This window comes from Pectobacterium sp. 1950-15 (assembly GCF_037136835.1).
Classification (GTDB): domain Bacteria; phylum Pseudomonadota; class Gammaproteobacteria; order Enterobacterales; family Enterobacteriaceae; genus Pectobacterium.
In genome coordinates, this window is record NZ_JBBBQR010000003.1 from 318,064 (window position 1) to 342,088 (window position 24,025).

Below are 24,025 nucleotides of genomic sequence, written 5' to 3' on the forward strand. Positions count from 1 at the left end.
ATGCTCGCAATGATATCCGTCGTACTATTAGAACGTTTCCCAGTTACCGTTTTCCGTATTGGCTTGGCGGGGGAGGGCTAGTGAGGAACGGTCCTTCGCGACCAGAGCGTTCGGCCGGGTAGGGGATGAAGGTGCGTCTGATAAATGTCCGGATAGCTTAAATGTCGCAACGGCACGGGTCAGCAGCGCGGCTTGCTCTTCCAGCGATGCGGCTGCAGCACTGGCTTCCTGAACAAGCGCGGCATTCTGCTGTGTCACGCTATCCATTTCAGATATCGCCTGGCCAACCTGAGTGATTCCCCGACTTTGTTCGTCAGAGGCAGAGGCAATCTCACCCATGATGTCAGTGACGTTAGTCACGGCATCGACGATTTCTTTCATGGTTTGGCCCGCGTTATCAACCAGAACAGAACCACTGTTGACCAAGTTGACGGACTCGGAAATCAGCGTTTCTATCTCTTTTGCGGCTTGCGCACTACGCTGTGCGAGGCTACGAACTTCACTGGCGACGACGGCAAAACCGCGCCCCTGTTCTCCCGCTCTGGCTGCTTCAACCGCCGCATTTAGCGCAAGGATATTCGTCTGGAATGCAATGCTGTTAATGACATTGGTAATTTCAGAGATTTTCTTTGAACTACCCGAAATACTGTTCATCGTGTTGACGACGTTTGCAACGATATCGCCACCCTGTTTGGCTTTTCCAGAAGCATTTGCTGCGAGCTGGCTTGCGTGATGCGCGTTTTCTGAGTTTTGCTTCACGGTTGCAGTCAATTGCTCCATGCTTGCCGCGGTCTGTTCAAGTGCTGCGGCTTGCTGCTCGGTTCGCGAGGAAAGGTCTGTGTTACCGGATGAAATCTCCGTCGAACCTTGATAAATCGAATCTGCACTTTCCCGGACGGTAGTGACGGTGGTGACCAGAGAAGACTGCATTTGCTGAACATTACTGGCTAGCGTACCGATTTCATTCCTGCCATAACGTTCTGACATTTGAGTCAAATCGCCTTGCGCAATTCGCTGGATTCTCATAACCAACTGATTCATTGGTTTGATGAGAATGCCTCTCAGAATGAAGAACGTCAGAAGCGTTAAAACGGTCGCCAGAGCAAAGCTGCCCCCCATTAACGAATACCCGAGTAGCGCGTTTTTATGCGCAGTTTCGTTTAATTCTTTCGCTCTTTGCGTGCGGTAAGCGACAGCCTCTAACAAATATTTGTTATAGGCCAAATCCAAAACCCGAGTTTCTTCAGATTCGAGAGTAATGACCTCTTCAAACAGCCCCTGTTTTGCAGCAGTAAGCATCAACATAAGGCCTTGATTGACATAAGCATCATAAGATTTGCGCAGATCGCCGTCCAACGCCATATCCTGCGGTGTTTTAACCGGACGCTCTTCATAGACCATGAAGGCTTTTTTTGACTGTTCCAGCCGCTGTTCAGCTTGCTTCAGGTTGTCATTGAAGACCTGAGAATCACCAATACGCGCAGCCGCAGCGGCCTGAATGAGCAACAGACGCGCAGTACGAAGATGGTTGGAACTGTTTGAGATCCCCATGCGGGTATCGATTTCTTGTGTAACGTCGTCTAATGACTGATTGCTGCTTTGTAGAAAATAGCTGGATGTGCCGATAGATGCTGCAAATAACAGCATGATACCACCCAGAATAATGACGAATAAGGGAACTAGCCGTAAATTGCTCAGCATGCCAGCCTCGGCGTGCTGCTCAGACCTTGAAGTTATTTTCATATCCATTCACTCATTCTCAGGAATTTATGATTTACCATGCCACTAGTGGTGGCATTGGCGTTTAGATTTTAGTGTCTACATTAATGACAATCCATTAGCTAAACAACCAATGTAAAAGATAATCGGCATATATTGAGAAACCTTAATCAAATTCGGTGCGATCCCGATCACGTTTTTAACTCTTTAAAAAGAAAAGAGAAATACGTGATGCGAAATCATACAGAATGATAATAAAAAATAAAGAGTCTGGTTTCCTAACTTTATTTGTCTGGGGTTCAACGCTATTATGTCGAATCTATCTTCGGGGGAATTTTTCTTGGAAAAGCGCACGCATTTTTTTTCTGATAAAAAAGTTGTTTTTTTTATCGCCACATTATGCTGTTTGCTCTGGGGAAGTGCTTATCCGGCAATTAAAAATGGTTATGAACTGTTTCACATTCCAGATAATGATATTCCTGGAAAACTCGTTTTCGCAGGCTACCGATTCGCGTTCGCCGGGCTGTTGCTGCTAGCGCTTGCCGTGCTAAGTGGTCGGTCTATCGGGCGCTTCCAGCGTGGGCAGTTAGTCCAGCTAAGCATCCTGGGAATATTCCAGACATCACTGCAGTACGTTTTTTTCTATATCGGTCTGGCTTATACCACGGGTGTTAAAGGTTCGATCATGAATGCAACCAGTACTTTTTTCAGTGTGCTGCTTGCTCATTATTTATACCAGAATGATAAATTAAATATCAACAAGCTAACTGGCTGTATATTAGGCTTTGCCGGTGTGATGGTCGTTAATATCAATAGTAACGGAATGAGCATCGGTTTTACGCTGTTAGGTGATGGATTCGTTGTGATTGCGGCCTTTATTTTGTCAGCATCTACTATATATGGTAAGCGAATATCACAAACGATGGATCCAATGGTGATGACCGGTTATCAGCTGGCTATTGGCGGGATCATTTTAACGATATCGGGATACTGTACAGGCGGGACACTCATCATACCGGATTGGAAAGCGGTACTGATGCTGGGCTATCTTATTTTGCTCTCGTCAGTTGCTTTTTCGTTATGGAGCCAACTGCTGAAATACAATCGGGTCGGTATGGTTGCGCCATTTAATTTCCTCATTCCGGTATCTGGTACGCTACTGTCAGCGCTGTTCCTTAATGAAAGCATCCTGGAGTGGAAATATTTCTTTGCACTCGTCCTGGTGTGTTCAGGTATTTGGCTGGTTAACCGGGTTGTGAAAAGCGATCGGTAACTGCTTCGGTCACCCAACTCACGTAGCGCCCTGAAGACACGGCCTGTAGCGTGAAGTTTGAGAGCGGAATAATTTCATGCTATAGCACCTGCAATCAATCCTGATAACTCACTAATTTCTTTAATATCAATGCAATATCTTTTTCCTTACATTTTCCTGTCATATCTATATGTTTTGTTATCGTTACGGCAGTGCTCTGGCAGAAGAGGGATAAATTCTGCTTCAGAACATGCGGTTAAGAGTTTTTTGGGTAAAAAGTGTAAGTTTTTCGTGAAAGGTATAAACTTACATAAAGGTATGCGTTTTAGATGCAATGGATTTTTTGTATATCTATCACTTACATAGCAAGCAAATTGTTTCTTTTTTATCCTTTTCAAGGATCTTTTTGTAACGTTTCGTGCGCGTTTTTGGCGTAAAAATAGGCATAAAAGTGATCTGACCAGACACGGTTTGGCTCATAACGCTTTCATTTATGTGATCCGCATCACATAATGACCAAAATCCTTCTTCAGTCGCGTTGTATGTGCTACGGATTAGGCGGTACAGTTGCGCTGTTTTAGGATTAATCCTATGCTTTGGTTGGAGTGGGTCTCCTGGATGGGACTAAAAAGCCACGGATGAACGGATTCGCAGCGTGATGCGTAAAGTTGGCAAGTAACGATTGCCCGAATAAGAAATGATAAAGTAGTAACTCGCAGTATCTGGCACCGATAGTTTTTTATGCCATCAATGGAGAGTGATTTTCGAACTGGGCGATATGGTCTATCACCTAACTTATGTTTTAAACATAGCCTGTCGGGATGGGAAATATGGGTACCTCTGAATTACTCAAACACATTTATGACATTAATCTGTCTTATTTGTTACTGGCGCAACGCTTAATTAATGATGAAAAAGCTTCTGCGATGTTTCGTCTTGGAATCAATGACGAGATGGCAGATACCTTGATGCAACTGACTTTACCGCAGATGGTCAAATTGGCAGAAACTAACCAGTTGATATGCCATTTCCGTTTTAACGATCACAATACAATCAAAGTGTTGACTCAGGAATCGCGTGTGGATGATTTACAGCAAATTCATACAGGGATTCTGTTGTCGAGCCACTTATTACAACAGTTAACTTCGAAAGAAGAAAACCTGCCTAAGAAAAGGGCATAAGTAATGGCGGAGAAAAGTATTGTTCAGGAAGCGAAAGATATCCAATTAGCAATGGAACTCATTTCGCTTGGCGCTCGTTTACAGATGTTAGAAAGTGAAACTCAGTTAAGTCGCGGACGTTTGATTAAACTGTATAAAGAACTGAGAGGAAGTCCGCCGCCTAAGGGAATGTTACCTTTTTCAACGGATTGGTTTATGACCTGGGAACAGAATATTCATTCATCAATGTTCTACAACGCATACAGCTTTTTAATCAAGAATGGACAGTGCAGTGGTGTTGAAGCGGTTATTAAATCTTACCGGCTCTATCTCGAACAGTGTGCGCCACAGAGCGATTCTCCACTGTTGGCATTGACGCGAGCCTGGACATTAGTCCGGTTTGTTGACAGCGGTATGCTGCAACTGTCGTCATGCAATTGCTGCAAAGGGATGTTCATTACTCATGCTCATCAACCTAAAAACAGTTTTGTTTGTAGTTTGTGCCAACCCCCTTCCAGAGCGGTAAAAAAGCGTAAACTTTCGCAAAATCTTGCCGATATAATACCTCAACTGCTGGATGAACAGGTAAAACACGCAGTCTGAGTCTGTAGCGATTTGTGAATCTATCACTGTTGGTTGTGAAGACGGTGATAGATTTCTCCTTCAAGAACGTCCTGGCTACGGCTCCACAGTTTTATCTCACTTTTTCCGCCCACCTTTTTTATTATAAGGATTCCTTGTGCTGGTTATATTGGGTTATATCGTAATTGTGGCCTCGATACTCGGCGGTTATCTCATGGTCGGTGGGGCCTTGGGTGCGCTTTATCAACCTTCGGAGCTGTTGATTATCGGCGGTGCGGCGGTAGGTGCTTTCATCGTTGGTAACAATGGAAAGGCGATAAAAGCAACACTACGAGCGTTACCGCTTTTGGTCAAAAGTTCCAAGTATAATAAAGCCCTGTATATGGATCTGATGGCCTTACTCTTTCGTGTGATGGCCAAATCCCGTCAGCAAGGCATGCTTTCCCTAGAATTTGATATTGATAACCCTCGCGAGAGTGAAATTTTCTCAAGCTATCCGAATATCCTTGCTGATAACACGATCGTTGAATTTATTACCGATTATTTGCGTTTGATGGTCAGCGGCAACATGAATGCGTTTGAGATTGAAACGCTGATGGATGAAGAGATCGAAACGATTGAACATGAAAGCGAAGTGCCAGCGACGAGCTTGACGCTAATGGGGGATGGTCTCCCGGCATTTGGTATTGTAGCCGCCGTTATGGGGGTTGTTCACTCGCTGGCTTATGTTGACCGACCTGCTGCTGAACTGGGGATGATGATCGCTCACGCTATGGTGGGAACTTTCCTGGGGATCCTTCTTGCTTACGGTTTTGTCTCGCCATTGGCAGCTTTACTGCGCCAGAAAAATTCAGAAAAAATCAAAGTATTGCAGTGCATTAAAGTCACTTTACTGTCGAGCCTTAATGGCTATGCTCCGCAAATTGCCGTTGAGTTTGGTCGTAAAACGCTGTACTCAACGGAGCGTCCTTCCTTTACCGAATTGGAAGAACACATTCGTCGTGTGAAATCGCCGACTCAGCAAGCGTCGGACAGTAACGCATGAAGCATCAACATCCCATTATTCGCAAAAAGCGTAAGTCTGGACATGGGGGTCACCATGGTGGCTCCTGGAAGATTGCCTACGCTGACTTCATGACAGCAATGATGGCATTGTTTCTTGTAATGTGGCTTATCGCAATTTCTACGCCAATGCAGTTAGCCCAAATCGCAGAGTATTTCCGTACCCCGTTAAAGGTCGCGTTAACTTCAGGTTCTAAATCAAGCGACAGTTCCAGCCCGATTCCCGGTGGAGGAAACGATCCAACCCAGCAAGATGGTGAAGTGAAAAAGGCCATCAAAACAGACAACGTGGAAAAAAAGCTGGATGAGGTTAGACTTAATAGATTGCGTGAACGTCTGGATCAGTTAATTGAGGCCGATCCTCGACTACGCGCACTGCGTCCACATCTGTTAATTGAGATGATCGATGAAGGGTTACGTATCCAGATCATCGATAGTCAAAACCGCCCCATGTTTAAAACCGGGAGCGCACAGGTTGAGCCTTACATGCGAGATATCCTGCGTGCGATAGCGCCTATCCTGAACGATTTCCCCAATAAACTGAGTATCTCAGGCCATACTGATGATGTTCAGTATACGACAGGGGAACGTGGCTATAGTAACTGGGAACTGTCTGCAGATCGTGCCAACGCATCACGCCGAGAGCTTATTTTTGGTGGTTTGTCTGATGGAAAAGTTTTGCGCGTTGTGGGTATGGCTGCGACAATGAACCTTAAACAGGCGGCAAGTGGAAATGATGCGATTAACCGACGCATCAGTTTGTTGGTATTGAGCAGACAAGCTCAAAAGGATATTGAAGAAGAAAATGCAGAAAGCTCTGCTGTAAATATAGACAAGGCGGAAAATTTACAAAATATGGGGTTGGATAAGCCTAAACCTACCACTCCGGCTGCCGAAAATAGTGATAATAATACGAGTGGAAGTGGTGGAGCATCGCCACAACCAACTAATGGAGTTCCTGCTCCAGAGCGTCAACAGCCAACCACCGCGTTGCCTGCTGCGCCCGATAGTCAGGCGACGCCTTCTCAATAAGCCGCGATTCACAGCAGAGGTGACCACGTGAGCATGGACATGAGTGCTTTCTATCAAACGTTCTTTGATGAAGCAGATGAATTACTGGCAGATATGGAACAACATTTATTATTGTTGGATCCGTCAGAGCCTGATACCGAGCAATTGAATGCGATTTTCCGAGCAGCTCACTCCATCAAAGGGGGCGCGGGCACGTTCGGTTTTAAAGTATTGCAGGAAACTACACACATTTTAGAAAACCTACTCGATGGGGCAAGACGCGGAGAAATGCGTCTTAGCACTGATATCATCAACCTGTTTCTGGAAACAAAAGACATTATGCAGGATCAGTTGGACGCTTATAAAACCGCGCAGGAACCCAATGCTGAAAGCTTTGAGTATATCTGTCAGGCCCTGCGCCAGCTCGCTCTGGAGTCTAAAGCTGATGGTGATGTTGCCCAGGTTGAGGCACCAGCTGCAACACAGAACGCCGCCAGCTCGGCTTCTAGCGCTGCAGGTAAAGGTGAAATGCGTATTGCATTAACCGGCCTGAAATCTCAGGAAATACCTCAGATGCTGGAAGAGCTTGGTAATCTGGGGACCGTTAAAGATCCTCACCAGACTGATACTAGCGTAGAAGTGACACTGGTCACGTCTGAAAGTGAAGACGATATTAGTGCTGTACTGTGTTTTGTTCTTGAACCTGAGCAAATTAGCTTTAAATCTACCGTAGCCAGCCAACCTGTCGTTGCTGAAGTTGTGGAGACACTGGCGGTAGTCGAAGCACCGGCACCGGTAGCGCCAGTTGCACCGTCTGCGCCAGCTGCTGCAAAACCGCAAGCTGCACCGGAAAATGGAAAAAATAAAGCAAAAACCGGTGATACCAGTATTCGTGTAGCGGTTGAGAAGGTTGACCAACTTATCAACCTCGTCGGTGAGTTAGTGATTACGCAATCTATGTTGGCACAGCGCTCAAGCGAACTCGACCCTGTGGCACATGGCGACCTGCTCAACAGTATGGGGCAGTTGGAACGCAACGCCCGCGATCTGCAAGAATCGGTCATGTCCATTCGTATGATGCCGATGGAATATGTATTTAGCCGTTTCCCTCGTTTGGTTCGTGACTTGGCTGCGAAATTGGATAAGCAGGTCGAGCTAACGCTGATGGGGAGTTCGACTGAATTGGATAAGAGCTTGATCGAACGTATTATCGATCCTCTGACACACTTGGTGCGTAACAGCCTTGATCACGGTATCGAATCTCCAGATAAACGCGTTGCTGCAGGTAAATCTGCGGTGGGTAACCTGACGCTGTCTGCGGAACATCAGGGCGGTAACATCTGTATTGAAGTTATCGATGATGGCGCAGGGCTCAACCGTGAAAGAATTCTGGCTAAGGCTCTGTCTCAAGGGATGGCCGTGAGCGACACGATGTCTGATGAAGAAGTGGGCATGTTGATTTTTGCCCCAGGCTTCTCCACCGCAGAGAAGGTTACAGACGTGTCTGGCCGCGGTGTCGGCATGGACGTGGTGAAGCGGAATATCCAGGAAATGGGTGGGCATGTCGAAATCCACTTCCAGGCTGGAAAAGGCACGACTATCAGAATCTTGTTACCATTAACGTTAGCCATCCTCGATGGTATGTCCGTTAAAGTTAACAACGAGGTCTTTATTCTCCCGCTTAATGCTGTGATGGAATCCCTGCAGCCTCAGTCGGAAGACCTGTACCCATTAGCCGGTGGCGAGCGTGTACTGCAAGTTCGTGGTGAATATTTACCTCTCGTTGAGCTATTCCATATTTTTGATGTGGATGGCGCTAAAACGGATGCGACTCAGGGTATAGTTGTGATTCTGCAGAGTGCGGGCCGACGTTATGCCTTGTTGGTCGATCAGTTGATTGGGCAACATCAGGTCGTCGTTAAAAATCTGGAAAGTAATTATCGCAAGGTACCAGGCGTTTCAGCCGCTACCATTCTTGGTGATGGCAGCGTTGCGCTGATTGTGGATGTTTCAGCGTTACAAGCGCTTAATCGTGAAAAGCGTGTGGTTGAAACTGCTGCTTAATAAAACAGATCGTTAATAAAGGGTGGAAAACATGACTGGACTTGCAAGCGTCACGAAATTAACTGGCGAAACAGTAGGACAGGAATTCCTGATTTTTACGCTGGGTGACGAAGAGTACGGCGTTGATATTTTAAAAGTACAAGAAATTCGCGGTTATGATCAGGTAACACGTATTGCCAACACACCTTCCTTTATCAAGGGTGTTACCAACCTGCGCGGCGTCATTGTACCGATTGTTGACCTGCGTATTAAATTCGCCAAGCAGGATGTTGAATACGATGACAACACGGTTGTTATTGTTCTGAATCTTGGTCAGCGTGTTGTTGGTATTGTCGTTGATGGTGTGTCGGATGTGTTGTCATTGACCGCAGACCAAATTCGCCCTGCACCAGAGTTTGCCGTAACCCTGTCAACGGAGTACCTGACTGGTTTGGGTTCTCTGGGCGAGAGAATGCTGATTTTGGTTGATATCGAAAAACTGTTGAGCAGCGAAGAAATGGCGCTGGTTGATAGCGTATTGAGAGCCTAATCCATCGGCCTTCTGGGGCTATGAAAGTAGCCCCGAAAACCTTCCTTAGTCGTATCCTTGTCAGTTCAGAAATTCGTAAAGATATCCAGAATAGTGCCGATATCATCGGTGGTTGGTCTACTCAAAAGGCGTTATATGTTTAACCGTATAAAAGTTGTTACAGGTTTGATGCTTGTACTGGTGTTGTTTGGGGCACTTCAGCTTATTTCTGGTGGTTTATTCTTTAGTGCATTAAAAAATGATAAGGATATCTTCAGCTCAACGCAGGTTATTAACCAAAAGCGTTCTGAACTGGATTCAGCATGGTCATATTTATTACAGACTCGCAATACACTTAACCGGGCAGGTACACGTTTTGCCCTTGATTCGAGTGGGACCGGTGCTGGTGCTGGTGGTAAAGAACTTCTGGTTTCTGCCCAAAAACAGCTGTCTGTGGCAAATGATTTTTTCTCTCGCTATGAGAAAGTGCCGCAGGACGCGCGTCAGGATGAAAACGTTACTCGGGGCGTAAAAGACAATTACGTGGCTCTGAATGGCGCATTAACGGAGTTAATTCAGTTTTTGAATGCAGGCGAATTCAAGAAGTTTGTTGAGCAACCGACACAAAGTTTTCAGGACAACTTTGAAAAAGCGTATTACGCCTATAAAGCTGAAAGCGATAAACTTTATCAGGCTGGTATAGCGAAAAATGACGCCGCTTACGACTCAGCGCTTTGGATCCTTGGTTTCATTGTCATACTGGTTTTTGCGCTAGCGCTGATTTCCTGGATTGGTATTCAACAACTATTAATCAAGCCGCTAAATAATATTGTTGAACACATTCGTCATATTGCGAAAGGTGATTTGACAAAAACGACTAATTTTCACAGCAGTAATGAAATGGGGATTCTGGCTGACAGTATTCGCCATATGCAAAGTGAGTTTGTTTCAACGGTTAGCGCAGTTCGACAAGGTGCCGATGCGATTTATACCGGCGCAACGGAGATTAGTGCCGGAAATAACGATCTTTCTTCACGTACTGAGCAGCAGGCTGCTTCGCTAGAAGAAACGGCAGCTAGTATGGAACAGTTGACCGCAACCGTTAAACAGAATGCGGAAAATGCTCGTCAGGCTAGCCAGTTGGCGCTGAGCGCGTCAGAGACGGCACAGAAGGGCGGCAAGGTCGTCGATAATGTTGTCAAAACCATGCACAATATCGCTGGAAGTTCGCAAAAAATTGCCGATATTACTAGTGTGATTGATGGTATTGCTTTCCAAACCAACATTCTTGCGCTGAATGCGGCGGTTGAGGCAGCCAGAGCAGGGGAGCAAGGGCGTGGGTTTGCGGTTGTTGCAGGCGAAGTACGTAGCTTGGCACAGCGTAGTGCTCAGGCTGCGAAAGAAATTAAAAGTCTGATTGAAGATTCTGTCAGCCGGGTCGATGAAGGTTCTGTACTGGTTGAGAGTGCTGGCGAGACGATGGGAGAAATCGTCAGTGCGGTCACTCGTGTAACAGATATTATGGGCGAAATTGCCTCAGCTTCAGATGAGCAAAGTAAAGGTATCGATCAGGTTGGTCAGGCTGTGACTGAAATGGATCGCGTAACGCAACAAAACGCCTCCTTGGTCGAAGAGTCTGCGGCCGCAGCGGTTGCTCTGGAAGAACAGGTGAAAGTGCTGAATCAGGCTGTTGCTGTATTCCGTCTGTCTGAAGATGCGGGTTCTTTTAGAAGAACGGCAGCAGTAACGACAGGCCAAAAACCTGTATTGCTGGCGCCATCAGCAAATGGCGGTAAGAAAGCGAAAGAAGGTTCACCCAATGATAATTGGGAAACGTTCTGATAAAAACCGTCGTATAGGCTATAAATAACCAAGCTGTAGGGCGCGTTACTGAGCCAATCCCCAGCCGCTTATGTATAAGGTGGCTGGGTGATTGTTTACTCGTCATAATTTAAAAAATGAACATGCGAGTAATTTGTCACTGCGTGCCTGGGGGTTTATAAGCGATATAGCACTTGGTGCTTTGAAGCAGAGTAATTCATGGTATTGTTCAATCTGTAACTTATGTTATGGATAGGATGGGGTGAGGCTGGCTTTGGCATTAAGGCCAAAGAATAAAGCAGGTAGCACAGCTGTGATGAGAGGGAAATGCCACCCAACAGCATGTGGCTTTGGTAGAACGAACACGCTAACCGGCTCTGCTTGCAGAACTTGTAAAGTGTATTACCAATACAGTGTCAGTTTTAATCGCAATGCGATGAGCAATTGACGAATGACAATAAAAACCCTGCGTTAGCTGTAGAGGAAAGTTCAGATTGAAAAAAACCATAGCAAAAAACACTATTCGAGCGGTTTGATATGAAAAGTACACCGTCGCAAAATCGCCCTGAGTCTGCCTCTATTCTGACGCAGATGGTTGATCGGTTGCCGTTGTCGGACACTCATTTCCGACGAATCAGCCAATTAATATATCAGCGTGCTGGCATTGTCCTGGCCGATCACAAACGTGAAATGGTTTATAACCGCTTGGTTAGGCGTCTTCGTTTACTTGGAATCAATGATTTCGGTCAGTATTTAGCGCTACTGGAATCAGATCCTAACAGCGCAGAATGGCAAGCCTTTGTTAATGCGTTAACCACAAACCTAACGGCGTTTTTCCGTGAAGCGCATCATTTTCCTATATTGGCTGAGCATGCCAGAAAACGTCCAAATGGCTACACTATCTGGAGTACGGCGGCTTCTACAGGTGAAGAGCCTTATTCGCTGGCGATGACACTTGCAGAAGTCTTAGGTAATAAAGCGAGTGGATGCCAGGTATGGGCCAGTGATATCGATACCCAGGTATTAGAAAAGGCAACGGCTGGCATCTATCGTCAGGAAGAGTTGCGCTCTCTTTCTCCACAGCAGCTACAGCGATTCTTTTTACGCGGTACTGGGCCACATAGTGGTTTGGTGCGTGTTCGTCCTGAGCTTGCGTCAATGGTACATTTCCAACAACTCAATCTACTCGCGCCTGATTGGTCTGTTCCCGCGCCATTCGATGCTATTTTTTGTCGTAATGTAATGATTTATTTCGATAAAGAAACTCAAGAGCGTATTCTCCGTCGATTCGTCCCGATGCTTAAGCCGGGGGGATTGTTATTTGCCGGGCATTCAGAGAATTTCAGCCAGATCAGTCGCGAATTCTATTTGCGTGGGCAAACTGTATACGGGCTGGCTAAGGAAAGATAATGAGCAAGATAAGAGTATTATGCGTTGATGATTCTGCCCTCATGCGTCAGATCATGACTGAAATAATTAATAGCCATTCCGATATGGAAGTTGTCGCGACTGCGCCAGATCCATTAGTTGCTCGTGACTTGATTAAAAAATTCAATCCTCAGGTATTAACGCTGGATGTTGAAATGCCACGTATGGATGGGTTGGATTTTCTTGAGAAGCTTATGCGTTTGCGCCCGATGCCGGTTGTCATGGTGTCGTCCCTGACGGGAAAAGGGTCGGAAATTACGCTTCGTGCTCTGGAGCTTGGTGCGATTGATTTTGTCACTAAACCTCAGTTAGGTATTCGTGAGGGGATGTTGGCGTATAGCGAGCTGATTGCGGAAAAAATTCGCATGGCAGCGAAGGCGCGCCTGCCGCAGCGTAGTACCGCAGCAGAGCCGACAAAAATTATTCAGCATATGCCACTGCTCAGTAGTGAGAAATTGATCGCGATTGGTGCATCGACGGGAGGAACGGAAGCGATACGGCATGTATTACAGCCTCTGCCGCCGACAAGCCCTGCACTACTGATTACACAGCATATGCCGCCAGGCTTTACGAAATCTTTCGCCGAGCGATTGAACAAGTTGTGCCAGATTACGGTGAAAGAAGCAGAAGACGGGGAGCGTGTTCTTCCTGGCCATGCCTACATTGCGCCGGGCGCTCGCCATCTTGAATTGGCGCGTAGCGGAGCAAACTATCAGGTACGTTTAAATGATGGACCTCCCGTTAATCGGCATCGTCCATCAGTCGATGTGTTATTCCGTTCGGTTGCACAATACGCCGGGCGAAATGCCGTAGGGGTAATCCTTACTGGAATGGGCAATGATGGGGCGGCCGGCATGTTGGAACTCCACCAGGCTGGTGCTTATACTTTGGCCCAAAATGAAGCAAGTTGTGTGGTTTTCGGGATGCCACGTGAAGCGATTGCTATGGGTGGCGTTGATGAAGTGGTGGATTTGCACCAGGTGAGCCAGCGCATGTTGGCACAAATCTCTGCCGGACAGGCATTACGTATATAAGCAGCTCTCGGTGAGCAATAAATATTTTAGGAGTAGGTATGGCCGATAAAGAACTCAGATTTCTGGTAGTGGATGATTTTTCGACGATGCGCCGAATTGTCCGTAACCTGCTGAAGGAACTGGGCTTTAATAACGTAGAAGAGGCAGAAGATGGTGCTGATGCGCTAAACAAGCTTCGCGCTAGTGCTTTTGATTTCGTCATTTCTGACTGGAATATGCCCAACATGGACGGACTGGAGCTGCTCCAGACTATTCGTGCTGACGGTGCGCTTTCCAGCCTTCCCGTGCTGATGGTAACTGCGGAAGCGAAGAAAGAGAACATTATCGCTGCAGCACAAGCGGGTGCTAGCGGCTATGTAGTTAAACCATTTACTGCAGCTACCCTTGAAGAAAAACTGAATAAGATTTTCGAAAAACTGGGTATGTAAGGGGATCTTATGACGCCACATATGCCGTCTGTGAACGACACAGCTTCAGCAACCGAGATCATTTCGCGTATTGGCCAATTGACTCGTATGTTGCGCGACAGCTTGAAAGAGCTGGGTCTGGATAATGCGATAGCAGAAGCAGCAGAAGCTATTCCTGATGCCCGCGATCGTCTTGACTATGTTGTCCAGATGACTGCGCAAGCGGCAGAGCGCGCGCTGAGTTGCGTAGAGGCTGCACAGCCACGTCAAAACCAACTAGAAGCTGATGCTAAGTCTCTGAAAAATCGTTGGGATGAATGGTTTGAGAATCCAATTGAGCTGGCTGATGCGCGTGAATTGGTGACGGATACGCGTAGCTATCTTGAAGATGTACCACAGCATACCTCATTTACCAACGCTCAACTGTTGGAAATTATGATGGCGCAGGATTTCCAGGACCTTACCGGTCAGGTTATCAAGCGTATGATGGATGTTGTCCAGGAGATTGAAAAACAACTGCTGATGGTGTTGCTGGAAAATATTCCAGAAAAACCAGATGCGCCTAAGCGTGCAAATGATGGTCTGCTGAACGGACCACAGTTGGACAAAGGCGCAGCAGGCATCGTCGCCAATCAGGATCAGGTTGATGACCTTCTGGATAGCCTTGGGTTCTAATGCATTTTGCCTCAGGAAAGGGAATGATTCCCTTTTTTGAAAAAATTTTGAACACCATCGACCAGTTATTTATGGCCAGCATCTATGGCCATAAATAGCTAAATCCGATTTTTTCCCGCCTTTCACCCGTACTATTCGTTAAAGAAGCGTTGGTTTTTCTCGTTGTTCCAGCCATAAAACTTTTCCGTATTTGTCATGCTAGGCAGCAAATTCCTATCCCGAAAGTCGTAACAGGAACGCCATAGTGGCCGATGATAGCGATCTAGAAAAAACAGAAGCCCCCACTCCCCAAAAGGAGGAAAAGGCGCGTGAAGAAGGCCAGATCCCACGATCGCGAGAGCTGACTTCTGTTCTGATGATGGTCGCAGGATTGGCTATTTTGTGGATAGGTGGCGATGCGATGGCTGGCCGATTGGCCAGAATTGTCTCACAGTCGTTAAATTTTGATTACGCAACGATTGGTGATGACACCCAAATGCTACGGCATGTTGGCTCATTATTGCGTCAGGCGGCATCGGCGTTAATACCCATTATGCTCGGGGCTGTTTTGGTTGCACTGTCTGCGCCTTTGCTGCTCGGTGGGGTACTGTTTAGTACCAAATCATTAAAAGTTGACTTCAAAAAATTAGATCCTATTTCTGGGCTGAAACGGTTATTTTCTGCCCAATCACTGGCTGAGCTTTTTAAAGCAATATTAAAATCAGTCATGGTCGGGATCATTAGTACGTTGTTCTTGATTCATAACTGGCCAAAAATATTGCATTTAATATCCGAATCGCCGATTGCGGCGTTAGGTGATGCGTTAGAATTGGCCGTAATGTGTGGCTTTCTCATCATTATGGGCCTTATTCCTATGGTCGCTTTTGATGTGTTTTGGCAAGTCTGGAGCCACATCAAAAAGTTACGGATGAGCAAGCAGGAAATTCGGGACGAGCATAAACAGAGTGAAGGTGATCCCCATGTTAAAGGCCGTATCCGCCAGCAACAAAGGGCGATAGCCCAACGCAGAATGATGGCTGATGTGCCTAAGGCTGATGTGATAGTCACCAACCCGACGCATTATGCGGTAGCATTACGTTATGATGAGAAAAAAATGAATGCGCCGAAAGTGTTGGCTAAAGGGGCGGGTGAGATCGCGTTACGTATCCGTGAGTTGGGGGCCGAGCATCGCGTCCCTATTTTAGAAGCGCCACCGTTGGCGCGAGCGCTATTTCGTCATTCAGAGGTCGGAGAGCACATTCCGGCTGCGTTGTATGCTGCTGTTGCAGAAGTCTTAGCTTGGGTTTATCAACTGAAACGCTGGAAGCGGGAAGGTGGATTAATTCCTAGAAAACCGAAACATTTACCAGTGCCTGATGCGCTGGATTTTGCTAAAGAGAATACTACTGATGGCTAATTTGGCCTCTTTGCTTCGTTTACCGAGTAATATGAAAGGTACCCAATGGCAAATATTAGCCGGACCTATACTGATCCTGCTGATACTTTCCATGATGGTATTGCCGCTGCCGCCATTCATTCTGGATCTGCTATTTACCTTTAACATCGCACTGTCAATCATGGTATTGCTGGTTGCGATGTTCACGCAACGGACGCTAGAGTTTGCTGCATTCCCTACTATCCTGCTGTTTTCTACGTTGCTGCGTTTGTCACTCAACGTTGCATCTACCCGTATTATTTTACTGGAAGGCCATACGGGCACCGCTGCTGCCGGTAAAGTCGTTGAAGCATTTGGTCACTTTCTGGTGGGGGGGAATTTCGCCATCGGTATTGTGGTCTTTATCATTCTTGTCTTAATCAACTTCATGGTTATCACCAAAGGTGCCGGACGTATTGCTGAAGTAGGCGCGCGTTTTGTGCTGGATGGTATGCCAGGTAAACAGATGGCGATCGATGCCGATCTTAATGCTGGGATCATCGGTGAAGAAGAGGCGAAAAAACGCCGTGCTGAGGTGACGCAGGAATCAGACTTTTACGGTTCAATGGATGGTGCCAGTAAGTTCGTGCGCGGCGATGCTATCGCCGGACTGATTATCATGGTCATCAATATTGTGGGTGGATTGATCGTCGGTGTTGTACAGCACAACATGCCGGTAGGGCAGGCAGCGGAAAGTTATACGTTGCTCACCATCGGTGACGGCCTGGTTGCCCAGATTCCTGCTCTGATTATTTCTACTGCAGCGGGTGTTATTGTTACTCGTGTGAGTACCGATCAGGATGTTGGCCAGCAGATGGTCACCCAGCTATTCAACAATCCACGGGTCATGGTGTTGAGTGCGGCGGTTATCGGGCTTATTGGGTTGGTTCCCGGAATGCCTAATTTTGTCTTTCTGTTATTCACTGCATCTCTGTTAGGGCTTGCCTGGTGGATGCGTGGGGAACAGCAAAAAGAACCTGAGATGCAGCCTATACCCGCAGCGATGGAGAAGCATCAGGTTATTGAAGCCAGCTGGTCTGACGTACAGCTTGAGGACCCGCTAGGTATGGAAGTGGGTTATCGCTTGATTCCAATGGTTGATGCACAGCAAGATGGCGAGTTGTTGGGCAGGATTCGTAGCATCAGGAAGAAATTTGCTCAGGAGATGGGGTATTTACCGCCAGTGGTTCATATCCGGGATAACTTAGAGCTTCAGCCTGCCAGCTATCGTATATTGATGAAAGGTGTTGAGGTGGGTAGCGGTGAGGCTCATCCAGGTCGTTGGATGGCGATCAACCCTGGCAATGCGGTTGGCTCTTTGTCTGGCGATATCACGCAGGATCCGGCGTTTGGGCTGCCGGCGGTCTGGATTGATAATGCTCTCAAAGATCAAGCCCAAGCTCAAGGGTTCACGGTCGTAGAGGCAAGTACCGTAGTAGCAACGCACCTGAACCACTTAATCGCATTGCATGCCAGTGAACTGTTTGGACGGCAGGAGGCTCAGCAACTGATGGATCGCGTTGCGCAGGAAATGCCAAAACTGACAGAAGATTTCATTCCTGGCGTGGTGACACTGACAACGTTGCACAAAGTGTTGCAAAATCTGCTTAGCGAGAGAGTTTCTATTAGGGATATGCGCACCATCATGGAGACATTGGCTGAACATGCTCCAGTGCAGCCAGATCCTTATGAACTTACTACTGTAGTCAGGGTTGCTCTGGGACGCGCCATCACTCAGCAGTGGTTCCCAGGAGACAGCGAGCTTCAGGTGATCGGTCTGGAAGGGTCGTTGGAGCGTCTTCTGTTACAGGCGCTTCAGGGAGGCGGTGGCCTTGAACCTGGTCTTGCCGATCGCCTGCTTGAACAGGCGAAACAGGCGCTACAGCGGCAGGAAATGCTGGGTGCACCGCCAGTTCTGCTTGTGAACCATGCTTTACGTGCTTTGCTCGCTCGCTTCCTGCATCGTAGCCTGCCAAACATGGCCGTGCTGTCTAATTTGGAAATCAGCGATCATCGCCAGATCCGTATGACATCGATTATAGGGGAAGCTCAGAGGTGAGAACGGTGATACGCTTTCTGTCTGTAGCTGTGCTGGTACTTCCGCTCTGTGCTATGGCGACGCCTGGTAGTTGGAACGGAAGTATGGCCGGAATAAAACTGGATTACCGTGGTGAAATGGTTACCACGTCGGCTTTCACGCCTAACATTGCCGTTAAGCCAGAGGAAACTATCACAACAATATATTGGCGGCATCTTATTGATTCGGAGATACCGACAGGGCTTGCGGTTAAGCTCTGTTCACAAACACCGCAGCGTTGTGTTGATTTAGGCGGAAGTGGTGACGGACAGACTCAGGCATTTGAGGGACTGGCGGCTAACAATGAGTTTCGCTTTGTCTACTACATTGCAGGGAATGGGCGTATTAATCATACGTTCAGCGTTCGTACGATCGATATTGCGGTAAACTATAAGTAGTTGATGTAAAAAGTAATAGTTTTAGATGATGAAAGTCTCCGCTGAAATGCAGAGACTTTTAGAACGTGATTTTTCTACCGCCCACTGTTACCCCCTTCGACTGACCATCAGGACCATACAGTCCCTGACCATGACGAGGCTTCAGTATATTGATGGCTTCATTGGTATAGGCAATATGCCGACTCAGTAGAAGACCATTGTGCTTATTCTGATCGTTCAAACGTCTGGTTAATTCTTGAACCTGCTGCCAGCAAGTAGACAGCTTTTCAATACCATCATAAGGTGCTTGTAGCCTAAGTGCAGATTCGGCTTCATGACGTCGAGCTTCCAAATGCTGCATCGTTGCCAGCAAGGAGGTTTTCTTCTCTGTCACTTGCTGCAGAGCAATGCTATTAATATGCCCCGCGCAAAGTAACGCTTGCTCGTCAGACATCACGGCATCAAGCTCACGCAGATTATGCAGCAGCTGTTCCAGAATCGATTGCAGATTTTCCATAGATATTAATTACCTGCTAAAAAATCCTGTGTTTCTTTCAGCAAGGCATCCGCGATTTTTCCGGCATCAATTTTTAGTGAACCATCACGAATTGCTTGCTTCAAGGTTTCAACGCGGTTCATGTCGATATCCTGCGTACCTGGCTGCATCAATTTTGCCTGTGCATCGCTCAGTTTTACCTGCGTGGCGCTGACTTCAGACTGAGCTTCAGCCTGTTTGCGTTTGGTTTTAGCGATATCGCCAGATTCGCGTTGTTGCACTTGACTGACCGGCTTCAGCGACTGGGTGCGATCAATACTCATAATACATCCCTCTGGTTTGAGGATAAATAGTTAATCATCAATGTGTTACAGGATTTTCCATCACATTGGTGTTCAATTTTAAAACGTCGTCAGTAATGACTCTGTAACTATCATCGGCAAATGTGAGCAAATCTTTAATTAATTACTGTGAGATCAGAATAATCCCATCTTCGTTCGTGATTCCGCTGATTATTTGTCCATTTGCCGTTCTGACTCTGACTGCCTGTCCGGCGGTCGCGTTGTTCATGGCTTTTCCTTCGCCATTAATCGTGAAACCTTCTCCCTGGGCGATAATCTGCACCGACTGACCGGCCTTGACGACCCAGGCGCGTCTGATCATGGAAGCGGTAATCACCTGGCCCGGAGTGAGATCGCGCAAAAGGACTGCACCCTGTGCGCCTTGTAACGTCAGTATAGGGCGCAACGGCAATAAATCGAGCCTGCCTTTTGTCAAACGAATGTCCTTTTCTGTCAGCGTTGTTCCACGGTTTATCGGCCGTGAGCTGGTAACATAGTTCCCTGTCACCTGCACTTCGGTTTGAATGAAGCGACGCTGTTGTCCACAACGTATGGACAGGCTGACATTACCCCACATTTTCGTATTCCCGGGCAACGTGATTTGGGGGACTTCGCACTGTGGCCACTGTGATTCCGGCGATTTTATCACAACGTTTACGGTATTCGCGCTTCCCTGAAAGCGTGAAGCAAAAAATTGATTGATCTGTGCAGGAAGATCGTTCGCATTGACAGGGGCACACAGGATGAAAAAACAGGACGCCGCCAGGTAGAGGTAATAATGTATTGTTTTCATTCCTGTTCGGCTCTCCTGGTTCTGATTATATCGGGCATTAAGTGTAACGATGTCAGCGTGAGGTTAAGGCAATAAATAGCGCTGCATTTGGTGTCTATTCGTTCGATGGCATAGTCATCATGAGAATTATCCTACTCACTCCAAATTCTAACTTGCGGAGGGAGCATGCTTGATAAATTAGACGCCTCGTTGCGGTTTCAGCAGGAAGCGTTGAACTTGCGTGCCCAGCGGCAGGAAATTCTGGCCGCGAATATTGCTAATGCGGATACACCAGGCTATCAGGCCAGGGATATCGATTTTGCCAGCCAGCTCAGTAAAACGATGGAGCAAGGGCGGGTAAACGGTACGGGTATCGCGCTGAAAACCACATCTGTACGGCATATACCGGCACAGAATTTTCAGCCGCCGGAACTTGATTTGCTCTATCGCGTACCCGATCAGCCTGCATTGGATGGTAATACGGTCGATATGGACCGGGAACGCACTAATTTTGCCGATAATAGCCTGAAATATCAAACCAGTCTGACCATTCTGGGCGGGCAGATTAAAGGCATGATGTCGGTCTTGCAGTCAGGTTCATGATCGTAGCGCGATGAGAAGGTAAAGATTCATGTCGTTATTAAATATATTCGAAATTTCAGGCTCAGCGCTTTCTGCGCAATCTCAGCGTCTGAACGTGAGCGCTAGTAACCTGGCTAACGCAGACAGCGTCACGGGCCCTGATGGCGAACCTTATCGCGCCAAACAGGTTGTATTCGAAGTGAATGCGGCTCCAGGCCAGTCAACTGGCGGTGTGCGTGTTGCTAATGTTATTGAAGATCCATCACCTGCACGTCTGGTTTACGAACCGGGTAATCCGCTGGCTGATGGGCAGGGGTACGTTCGCATGCCGAATGTTGACCCAGTGGCAGAGATGGTAAATACCATTTCTGCATCACGCAGCTATCAGGCAAACGTCGAAGTCTTGAATACGACAAAATCGATGATGCTGAAGACGTTAACGATCGGGCAATAATCGGGAGACGAAATAGTGTCTGTAACCATTAATGATACGTCCTCGGCAACGAGAACACAGAGTACGTCGAGTACTTCGCCGACAACAGCGGTAGAGAAAAATAGCAGCGCTGACCTACAGAATCAGTTTCTGACCCTTCTGGTTGCGCAGTTGAAGAATCAGGACCCGACGAACCCGATGAGCAACGATCAGCTTGTCAGCCAGCTTGCTCAGCTTAATACGGTGAGCGGTATTGAAAAATTGAATACCACACTGGGTTCTATTTCCGGACAGATCAATAACAACCAATCCATGCAGGCAACAACGCTGATTGGCCACAGTGTCATGATCCCAGGGAAAGACATTCTCGTGGGTAAAGAAACCAGTACGCCCTTTGGTGTGGAACTGGAGAAAGCCGCAGAAGTGGTTACCGTCACCATTAATGATGCGACAGGTAAAGCCGTTCGTACGATCGAGCTGGGGACGCTTTCAGCTGGCGTTCACTCATTTAACTGGGATAGTAAACTTTCTGATGGCACAGTTGCGCCAGATGGGGCCTATACCTTCACTGTCGCTGCCAGCACGGGCGGCGCACAGCAAGTTGTTCAGCCATTGAGCTATGCGGTGGTAAATAGTGTCGTTCGCGGCGATAGCGGTGCATTGCTGGATTTAGGACTGCGTGGCAGAGCCACCATGGACGATGTCAGGCAGATTCTGTAACGCTAGAAATTTCACATTATTCCAGTGAAACGCACTACCTGGAATATGACTTAATCAATTCATCTGGAGAACGACATGGGTTTTTCTCAGGCGGTCAGTGGCTTAAACGCGGCATCTAATAACCTGGATGTTATCGGTAATAACATCGCTAACTCAGCAACAGTGGGGTTTAAATCCGGTACTGTCACATTTGCCGATATGTTTGCAGGCTCTAAAGTGGGTATGGGTGTGAAGGTTGCATCGGTATTGCAGGATTTCGGTAATGGTACCGTAACCTCCTCTTCACGAGACCTGGATATCGCGATTAGCGGCGGTGGTTTTTATCGTCTGCAAGATACCAACGGTTCCATCTATTACAGCCGTAATGGTCAGTTTATGCTGAACGGCCGTAATATTGTTAACGCACAAGGTATGCAACTGACGGGTTACCCAGTTGCGGGGACACCTCCAGTCGTACAAACGGGTGCCGATCCGGTTCCGTTGACTGTTCCTGATGGGGACATGCTGTCGAGTGCGACAACGACGGCTGCTTTGAAAGCAAACCTTAAATCCTCCGATTCTGTTCCAACAACGGCCTGGGCTACCAATCCTGGCGCAGAAGGCACTTATAACAGCAAAACTGGGCTGACAACCTATGACAGCCAAGGTAACAAGCACGATTTCACGCTGTATTTTGTTAAAACAGCACCCAATACGTGGCAAACTTACGCTCTGGATGGTGCTATAACACCAGTAACATCAGCCTCGTATCAAAATGCAGGAACATTGAGTTTTGGAGCGAATGGTGCCTTAGTCTCTCAGACTTCCACAACGCCGACAACGGTTCCTGGATTTTCTATTCAAATCGCGGGTACGAATGGTGCTGCTACGAATCGTTTTGTTCTCGACCTAACCGGCAGTATCCAACAAAATACCGAATATAGCTATAAGAGCCCAACTCAGAATGGTTTCGCTCCTGGCTCGCTGACTGGTTTTGCTATCAATGATGATGGCACGATCGAAGGCAGTTACAGTAATGGTCAGAAACAAGCGCTGGGCCAAATTCTGCTGGCTAGCTTTGCCAACCCAGAAGGTTTGTCACCTGAAGGCGATAACGCCTGGTCTGAAACCGCGAGCTCTGGTCAAGCGGTGGTTGGTCTGGCAGGTACTGGAAGTCTGGGTAAGTTAGTGGGTAAATCCACCGAAATGTCGAACGTTGATCTAAGTAAAGAGTTGGTCAACATGATCGTTGCGCAGCGTAACTACCAGTCGAATGCGCAAACTATCAAAACGCAGGATTCCATTCTGCAAACGCTGGTTAGCCTGCGTTAATTATCCTGACGGGGACATTGCATGGATCACGCGATTTATACGGCAATGGGTGGCGCGAGCCAGTCATTGGAAAAGCAGGCGATTACTGCGAACAACTTGGCGAACGCCTCAACGCCGGGGTTCCGGGCACAGCTCTCAGCACTGCGAGCTGTACCAGTCAATGGGCAGACATTGCCTACCCGTACGCTGGTTGTTGCCTCTACGCCTGGTGCTGATATGACCGAAGGCGTGATGAATTATACCGGCCGTGCAATGGATGTCGCTTTACCGAAAGAGAGTTGGCTGGCAGTACAAACGGCTAACGGCGGTGAGGCGTACACCCGTAATGGTAATATGGAGATCAACGCTGATGGGCAGTTAACTATCCAGGGGCGTGTAGTGATGGGCGACGGTGGGCCGATTGACGTGCCACCGCAGGCCCAGATCAGTATTTCTCCTGACGGTACGATTTCTGCTCTTAACCCTGGGGATCCACCGAATACGATTGCTCAGTTGGGGCGTTTGAAGCTCGTCAAGGCTACAGGACAAGAGGTTGAGCGGTCTGATGACGGGTTATTCCGCTTAACGCAACAGGCTCAGCAACAACGTGGTAATGTTCTGCAAAACGATCCCACCGTGCGTATTATGCCGGGAGTGATTGAGGGCAGTAATGTGAACACGGTCGATACTATGGTCGATATGATTGCCAATGCTCGCCGCTTTGAAATGCAGATGAAAGTCATTAGCAGCGTCGACGATAATGCACAACGCGCTAATCAGATATTAGCAATGGGTTAAGC

The 24,025-nt window shown here is 47.4% G+C and carries 24 protein-coding genes; 20 read left to right on the forward strand and 4 right to left on the reverse strand.

Going from position 1 to position 24,025, the window contains the following annotated elements; genetic code table 11:
- Positions 1 to 27: 27 nt before the first annotated feature.
- A complete protein-coding gene (locus tag WCT94_RS05565) occupies positions 28 to 1,749 on the reverse strand; it encodes a methyl-accepting chemotaxis protein (protein ID WP_336868425.1) in 1,722 nt (573 codons plus the stop codon).
- Between the two features lie 310 nt (positions 1,750 to 2,059).
- On the opposite strand from WCT94_RS05565, the gene WCT94_RS05570 reads away from it, so the two are divergent.
- The 15 genes from WCT94_RS05570 (at position 2,060) to WCT94_RS05640 (ending at position 18,612) form a co-directional block, all read left to right on the forward strand.
- Entirely contained in the window at positions 2,060 to 2,992 is a 933-nt protein-coding gene (locus WCT94_RS05570; protein WP_442955477.1) for a DMT family transporter, read from the forward strand.
- A gap of 809 nt (positions 2,993 to 3,801) precedes the next feature.
- Positions 3,802 to 4,152 carry a flagellar transcriptional regulator FlhD gene (gene flhD / locus WCT94_RS05575; protein ID WP_015840816.1) on the forward strand — a complete coding sequence of 117 codons (351 nt, stop codon included), beginning with the start codon at positions 3,802 to 3,804 and terminating at the stop codon, positions 4,150 to 4,152.
- Between the two features lie 3 nt (positions 4,153 to 4,155).
- Complete coding sequence (flhC, locus tag WCT94_RS05580) at positions 4,156 to 4,734, forward strand: flagellar transcriptional regulator FlhC (protein ID WP_015840815.1); 579 nt, start codon at positions 4,156 to 4,158, stop codon at positions 4,732 to 4,734.
- A 136-nt stretch (positions 4,735 to 4,870) separates the two neighbouring features.
- Positions 4,871 to 5,758: a flagellar motor stator protein MotA gene (gene motA / locus WCT94_RS05585; RefSeq protein WP_336868429.1), complete on the forward strand. Its 888-nt coding sequence runs from the start codon at positions 4,871 to 4,873 to the stop codon at positions 5,756 to 5,758.
- Positions 5,755 to 6,807, forward strand: coding sequence for a flagellar motor protein MotB (gene motB / locus WCT94_RS05590; RefSeq protein WP_336868430.1), 1,053 nt, complete (start codon positions 5,755 to 5,757; stop codon positions 6,805 to 6,807). Before motA ends, motB begins: the two co-directional genes overlap by 4 nt.
- Before the next feature lie 39 nt (positions 6,808 to 6,846).
- Complete coding sequence (gene cheA / locus WCT94_RS05595) at positions 6,847 to 8,850, forward strand: chemotaxis protein CheA (RefSeq protein ID WP_336868431.1); 2,004 nt, start codon at positions 6,847 to 6,849, stop codon at positions 8,848 to 8,850.
- A 31-nt stretch (positions 8,851 to 8,881) separates the two neighbouring features.
- Positions 8,882 to 9,379: a chemotaxis protein CheW gene (gene cheW, locus WCT94_RS05600; protein WP_319848216.1), complete on the forward strand. Its 498-nt coding sequence runs from the start codon at positions 8,882 to 8,884 to the stop codon at positions 9,377 to 9,379.
- A 135-nt stretch (positions 9,380 to 9,514) separates the two neighbouring features.
- Complete coding sequence (locus WCT94_RS05605) at positions 9,515 to 11,200, forward strand: methyl-accepting chemotaxis protein (protein WP_336868433.1); 1,686 nt, start codon at positions 9,515 to 9,517, stop codon at positions 11,198 to 11,200.
- A 516-nt stretch (positions 11,201 to 11,716) separates the two neighbouring features.
- Positions 11,717 to 12,589 carry a protein-glutamate O-methyltransferase CheR gene (gene cheR / locus WCT94_RS05610; RefSeq protein WP_014915918.1) on the forward strand — a complete coding sequence of 291 codons (873 nt, stop codon included), beginning with the start codon at positions 11,717 to 11,719 and terminating at the stop codon, positions 12,587 to 12,589.
- Positions 12,589 to 13,641, forward strand: coding sequence for a protein-glutamate methylesterase/protein-glutamine glutaminase (locus tag WCT94_RS05615; protein ID WP_180742564.1), 1,053 nt, complete (start codon positions 12,589 to 12,591; stop codon positions 13,639 to 13,641). The genes cheR and WCT94_RS05615 overlap by 1 nt, the downstream gene beginning before the upstream one ends.
- Positions 13,642 to 13,679: 38 nt before the next feature.
- Complete coding sequence (gene cheY, locus WCT94_RS05620; protein WP_005970714.1) at positions 13,680 to 14,069, forward strand: chemotaxis response regulator CheY; 390 nt, start codon at positions 13,680 to 13,682, stop codon at positions 14,067 to 14,069.
- A 9-nt stretch (positions 14,070 to 14,078) separates the two neighbouring features.
- Positions 14,079 to 14,723 carry a protein phosphatase CheZ gene (gene cheZ, locus WCT94_RS05625; protein ID WP_336868434.1) on the forward strand — a complete coding sequence of 215 codons (645 nt, stop codon included), beginning with the start codon at positions 14,079 to 14,081 and terminating at the stop codon, positions 14,721 to 14,723.
- Between the two features lie 244 nt (positions 14,724 to 14,967).
- Positions 14,968 to 16,119 (forward strand): flagellar biosynthesis protein FlhB, encoded by a 1,152-nt coding sequence (gene flhB / locus WCT94_RS05630; protein ID WP_180742566.1) that lies wholly within the window; start codon positions 14,968 to 14,970, stop codon positions 16,117 to 16,119.
- Positions 16,112 to 18,196, forward strand: coding sequence for a flagellar biosynthesis protein FlhA (flhA, locus tag WCT94_RS05635; protein ID WP_336868435.1), 2,085 nt, complete (start codon positions 16,112 to 16,114; stop codon positions 18,194 to 18,196). Before flhB ends, flhA begins: the two co-directional genes overlap by 8 nt.
- A 53-nt stretch (positions 18,197 to 18,249) precedes the next feature.
- A complete protein-coding gene (locus WCT94_RS05640; protein WP_336868485.1) occupies positions 18,250 to 18,612 on the forward strand; it encodes a flagellar protein FlhE in 363 nt (120 codons plus the stop codon).
- 58 nt (positions 18,613 to 18,670) lie between these two features.
- Here WCT94_RS05640 and WCT94_RS05645 read toward each other — a convergent pair whose 3' ends face one another.
- From WCT94_RS05645 to flgA, 3 genes are all read right to left on the reverse strand, one after another.
- Positions 18,671 to 19,108: a flagella synthesis protein FlgN gene (locus WCT94_RS05645; protein WP_336868437.1), complete on the reverse strand. Its 438-nt coding sequence runs from the start codon at positions 19,106 to 19,108 to the stop codon at positions 18,671 to 18,673.
- Positions 19,109 to 19,113: 5 nt separating this feature from the next.
- A complete protein-coding gene (gene flgM, locus WCT94_RS05650; protein ID WP_319848210.1) occupies positions 19,114 to 19,410 on the reverse strand; it encodes a flagellar biosynthesis anti-sigma factor FlgM in 297 nt (98 codons plus the stop codon).
- A 142-nt stretch (positions 19,411 to 19,552) separates the two neighbouring features.
- On the reverse strand, positions 19,553 to 20,221 hold the full coding sequence (gene flgA / locus WCT94_RS05655) for a flagellar basal body P-ring formation chaperone FlgA (RefSeq protein ID WP_336868438.1): 669 nt from the start codon (positions 20,219 to 20,221) through the stop codon (positions 19,553 to 19,555).
- A 165-nt stretch (positions 20,222 to 20,386) separates the two neighbouring features.
- Between flgA and flgB the strand changes: the two genes are divergently transcribed.
- The 5 genes from flgB to WCT94_RS05680 all read left to right on the forward strand — a co-directional run bounded on the left by flgB (position 20,387) and on the right by WCT94_RS05680 (position 24,023).
- Positions 20,387 to 20,803 carry a flagellar basal body rod protein FlgB gene (gene flgB, locus WCT94_RS05660; protein WP_336868440.1) on the forward strand — a complete coding sequence of 139 codons (417 nt, stop codon included), beginning with the start codon at positions 20,387 to 20,389 and terminating at the stop codon, positions 20,801 to 20,803.
- A gap of 28 nt (positions 20,804 to 20,831) precedes the next feature.
- Positions 20,832 to 21,236, forward strand: coding sequence for a flagellar basal body rod protein FlgC (flgC, locus tag WCT94_RS05665; RefSeq protein ID WP_015840801.1), 405 nt, complete (start codon positions 20,832 to 20,834; stop codon positions 21,234 to 21,236).
- A gap of 15 nt (positions 21,237 to 21,251) precedes the next feature.
- Positions 21,252 to 21,935 (forward strand): flagellar hook assembly protein FlgD, encoded by a 684-nt coding sequence (gene flgD, locus WCT94_RS05670; protein ID WP_336868442.1) that lies wholly within the window; start codon positions 21,252 to 21,254, stop codon positions 21,933 to 21,935.
- A 75-nt stretch (positions 21,936 to 22,010) separates the two neighbouring features.
- Positions 22,011 to 23,246 carry a flagellar hook protein FlgE gene (gene flgE / locus WCT94_RS05675; RefSeq protein ID WP_336868444.1) on the forward strand — a complete coding sequence of 412 codons (1,236 nt, stop codon included), beginning with the start codon at positions 22,011 to 22,013 and terminating at the stop codon, positions 23,244 to 23,246.
- Between the two features lie 21 nt (positions 23,247 to 23,267).
- Positions 23,268 to 24,023 (forward strand): flagellar basal body rod protein FlgF, encoded by a 756-nt coding sequence (locus WCT94_RS05680; protein WP_336868446.1) that lies wholly within the window; start codon positions 23,268 to 23,270, stop codon positions 24,021 to 24,023.
- The last annotated feature ends 2 nt before the right edge of the window (positions 24,024 to 24,025 follow it).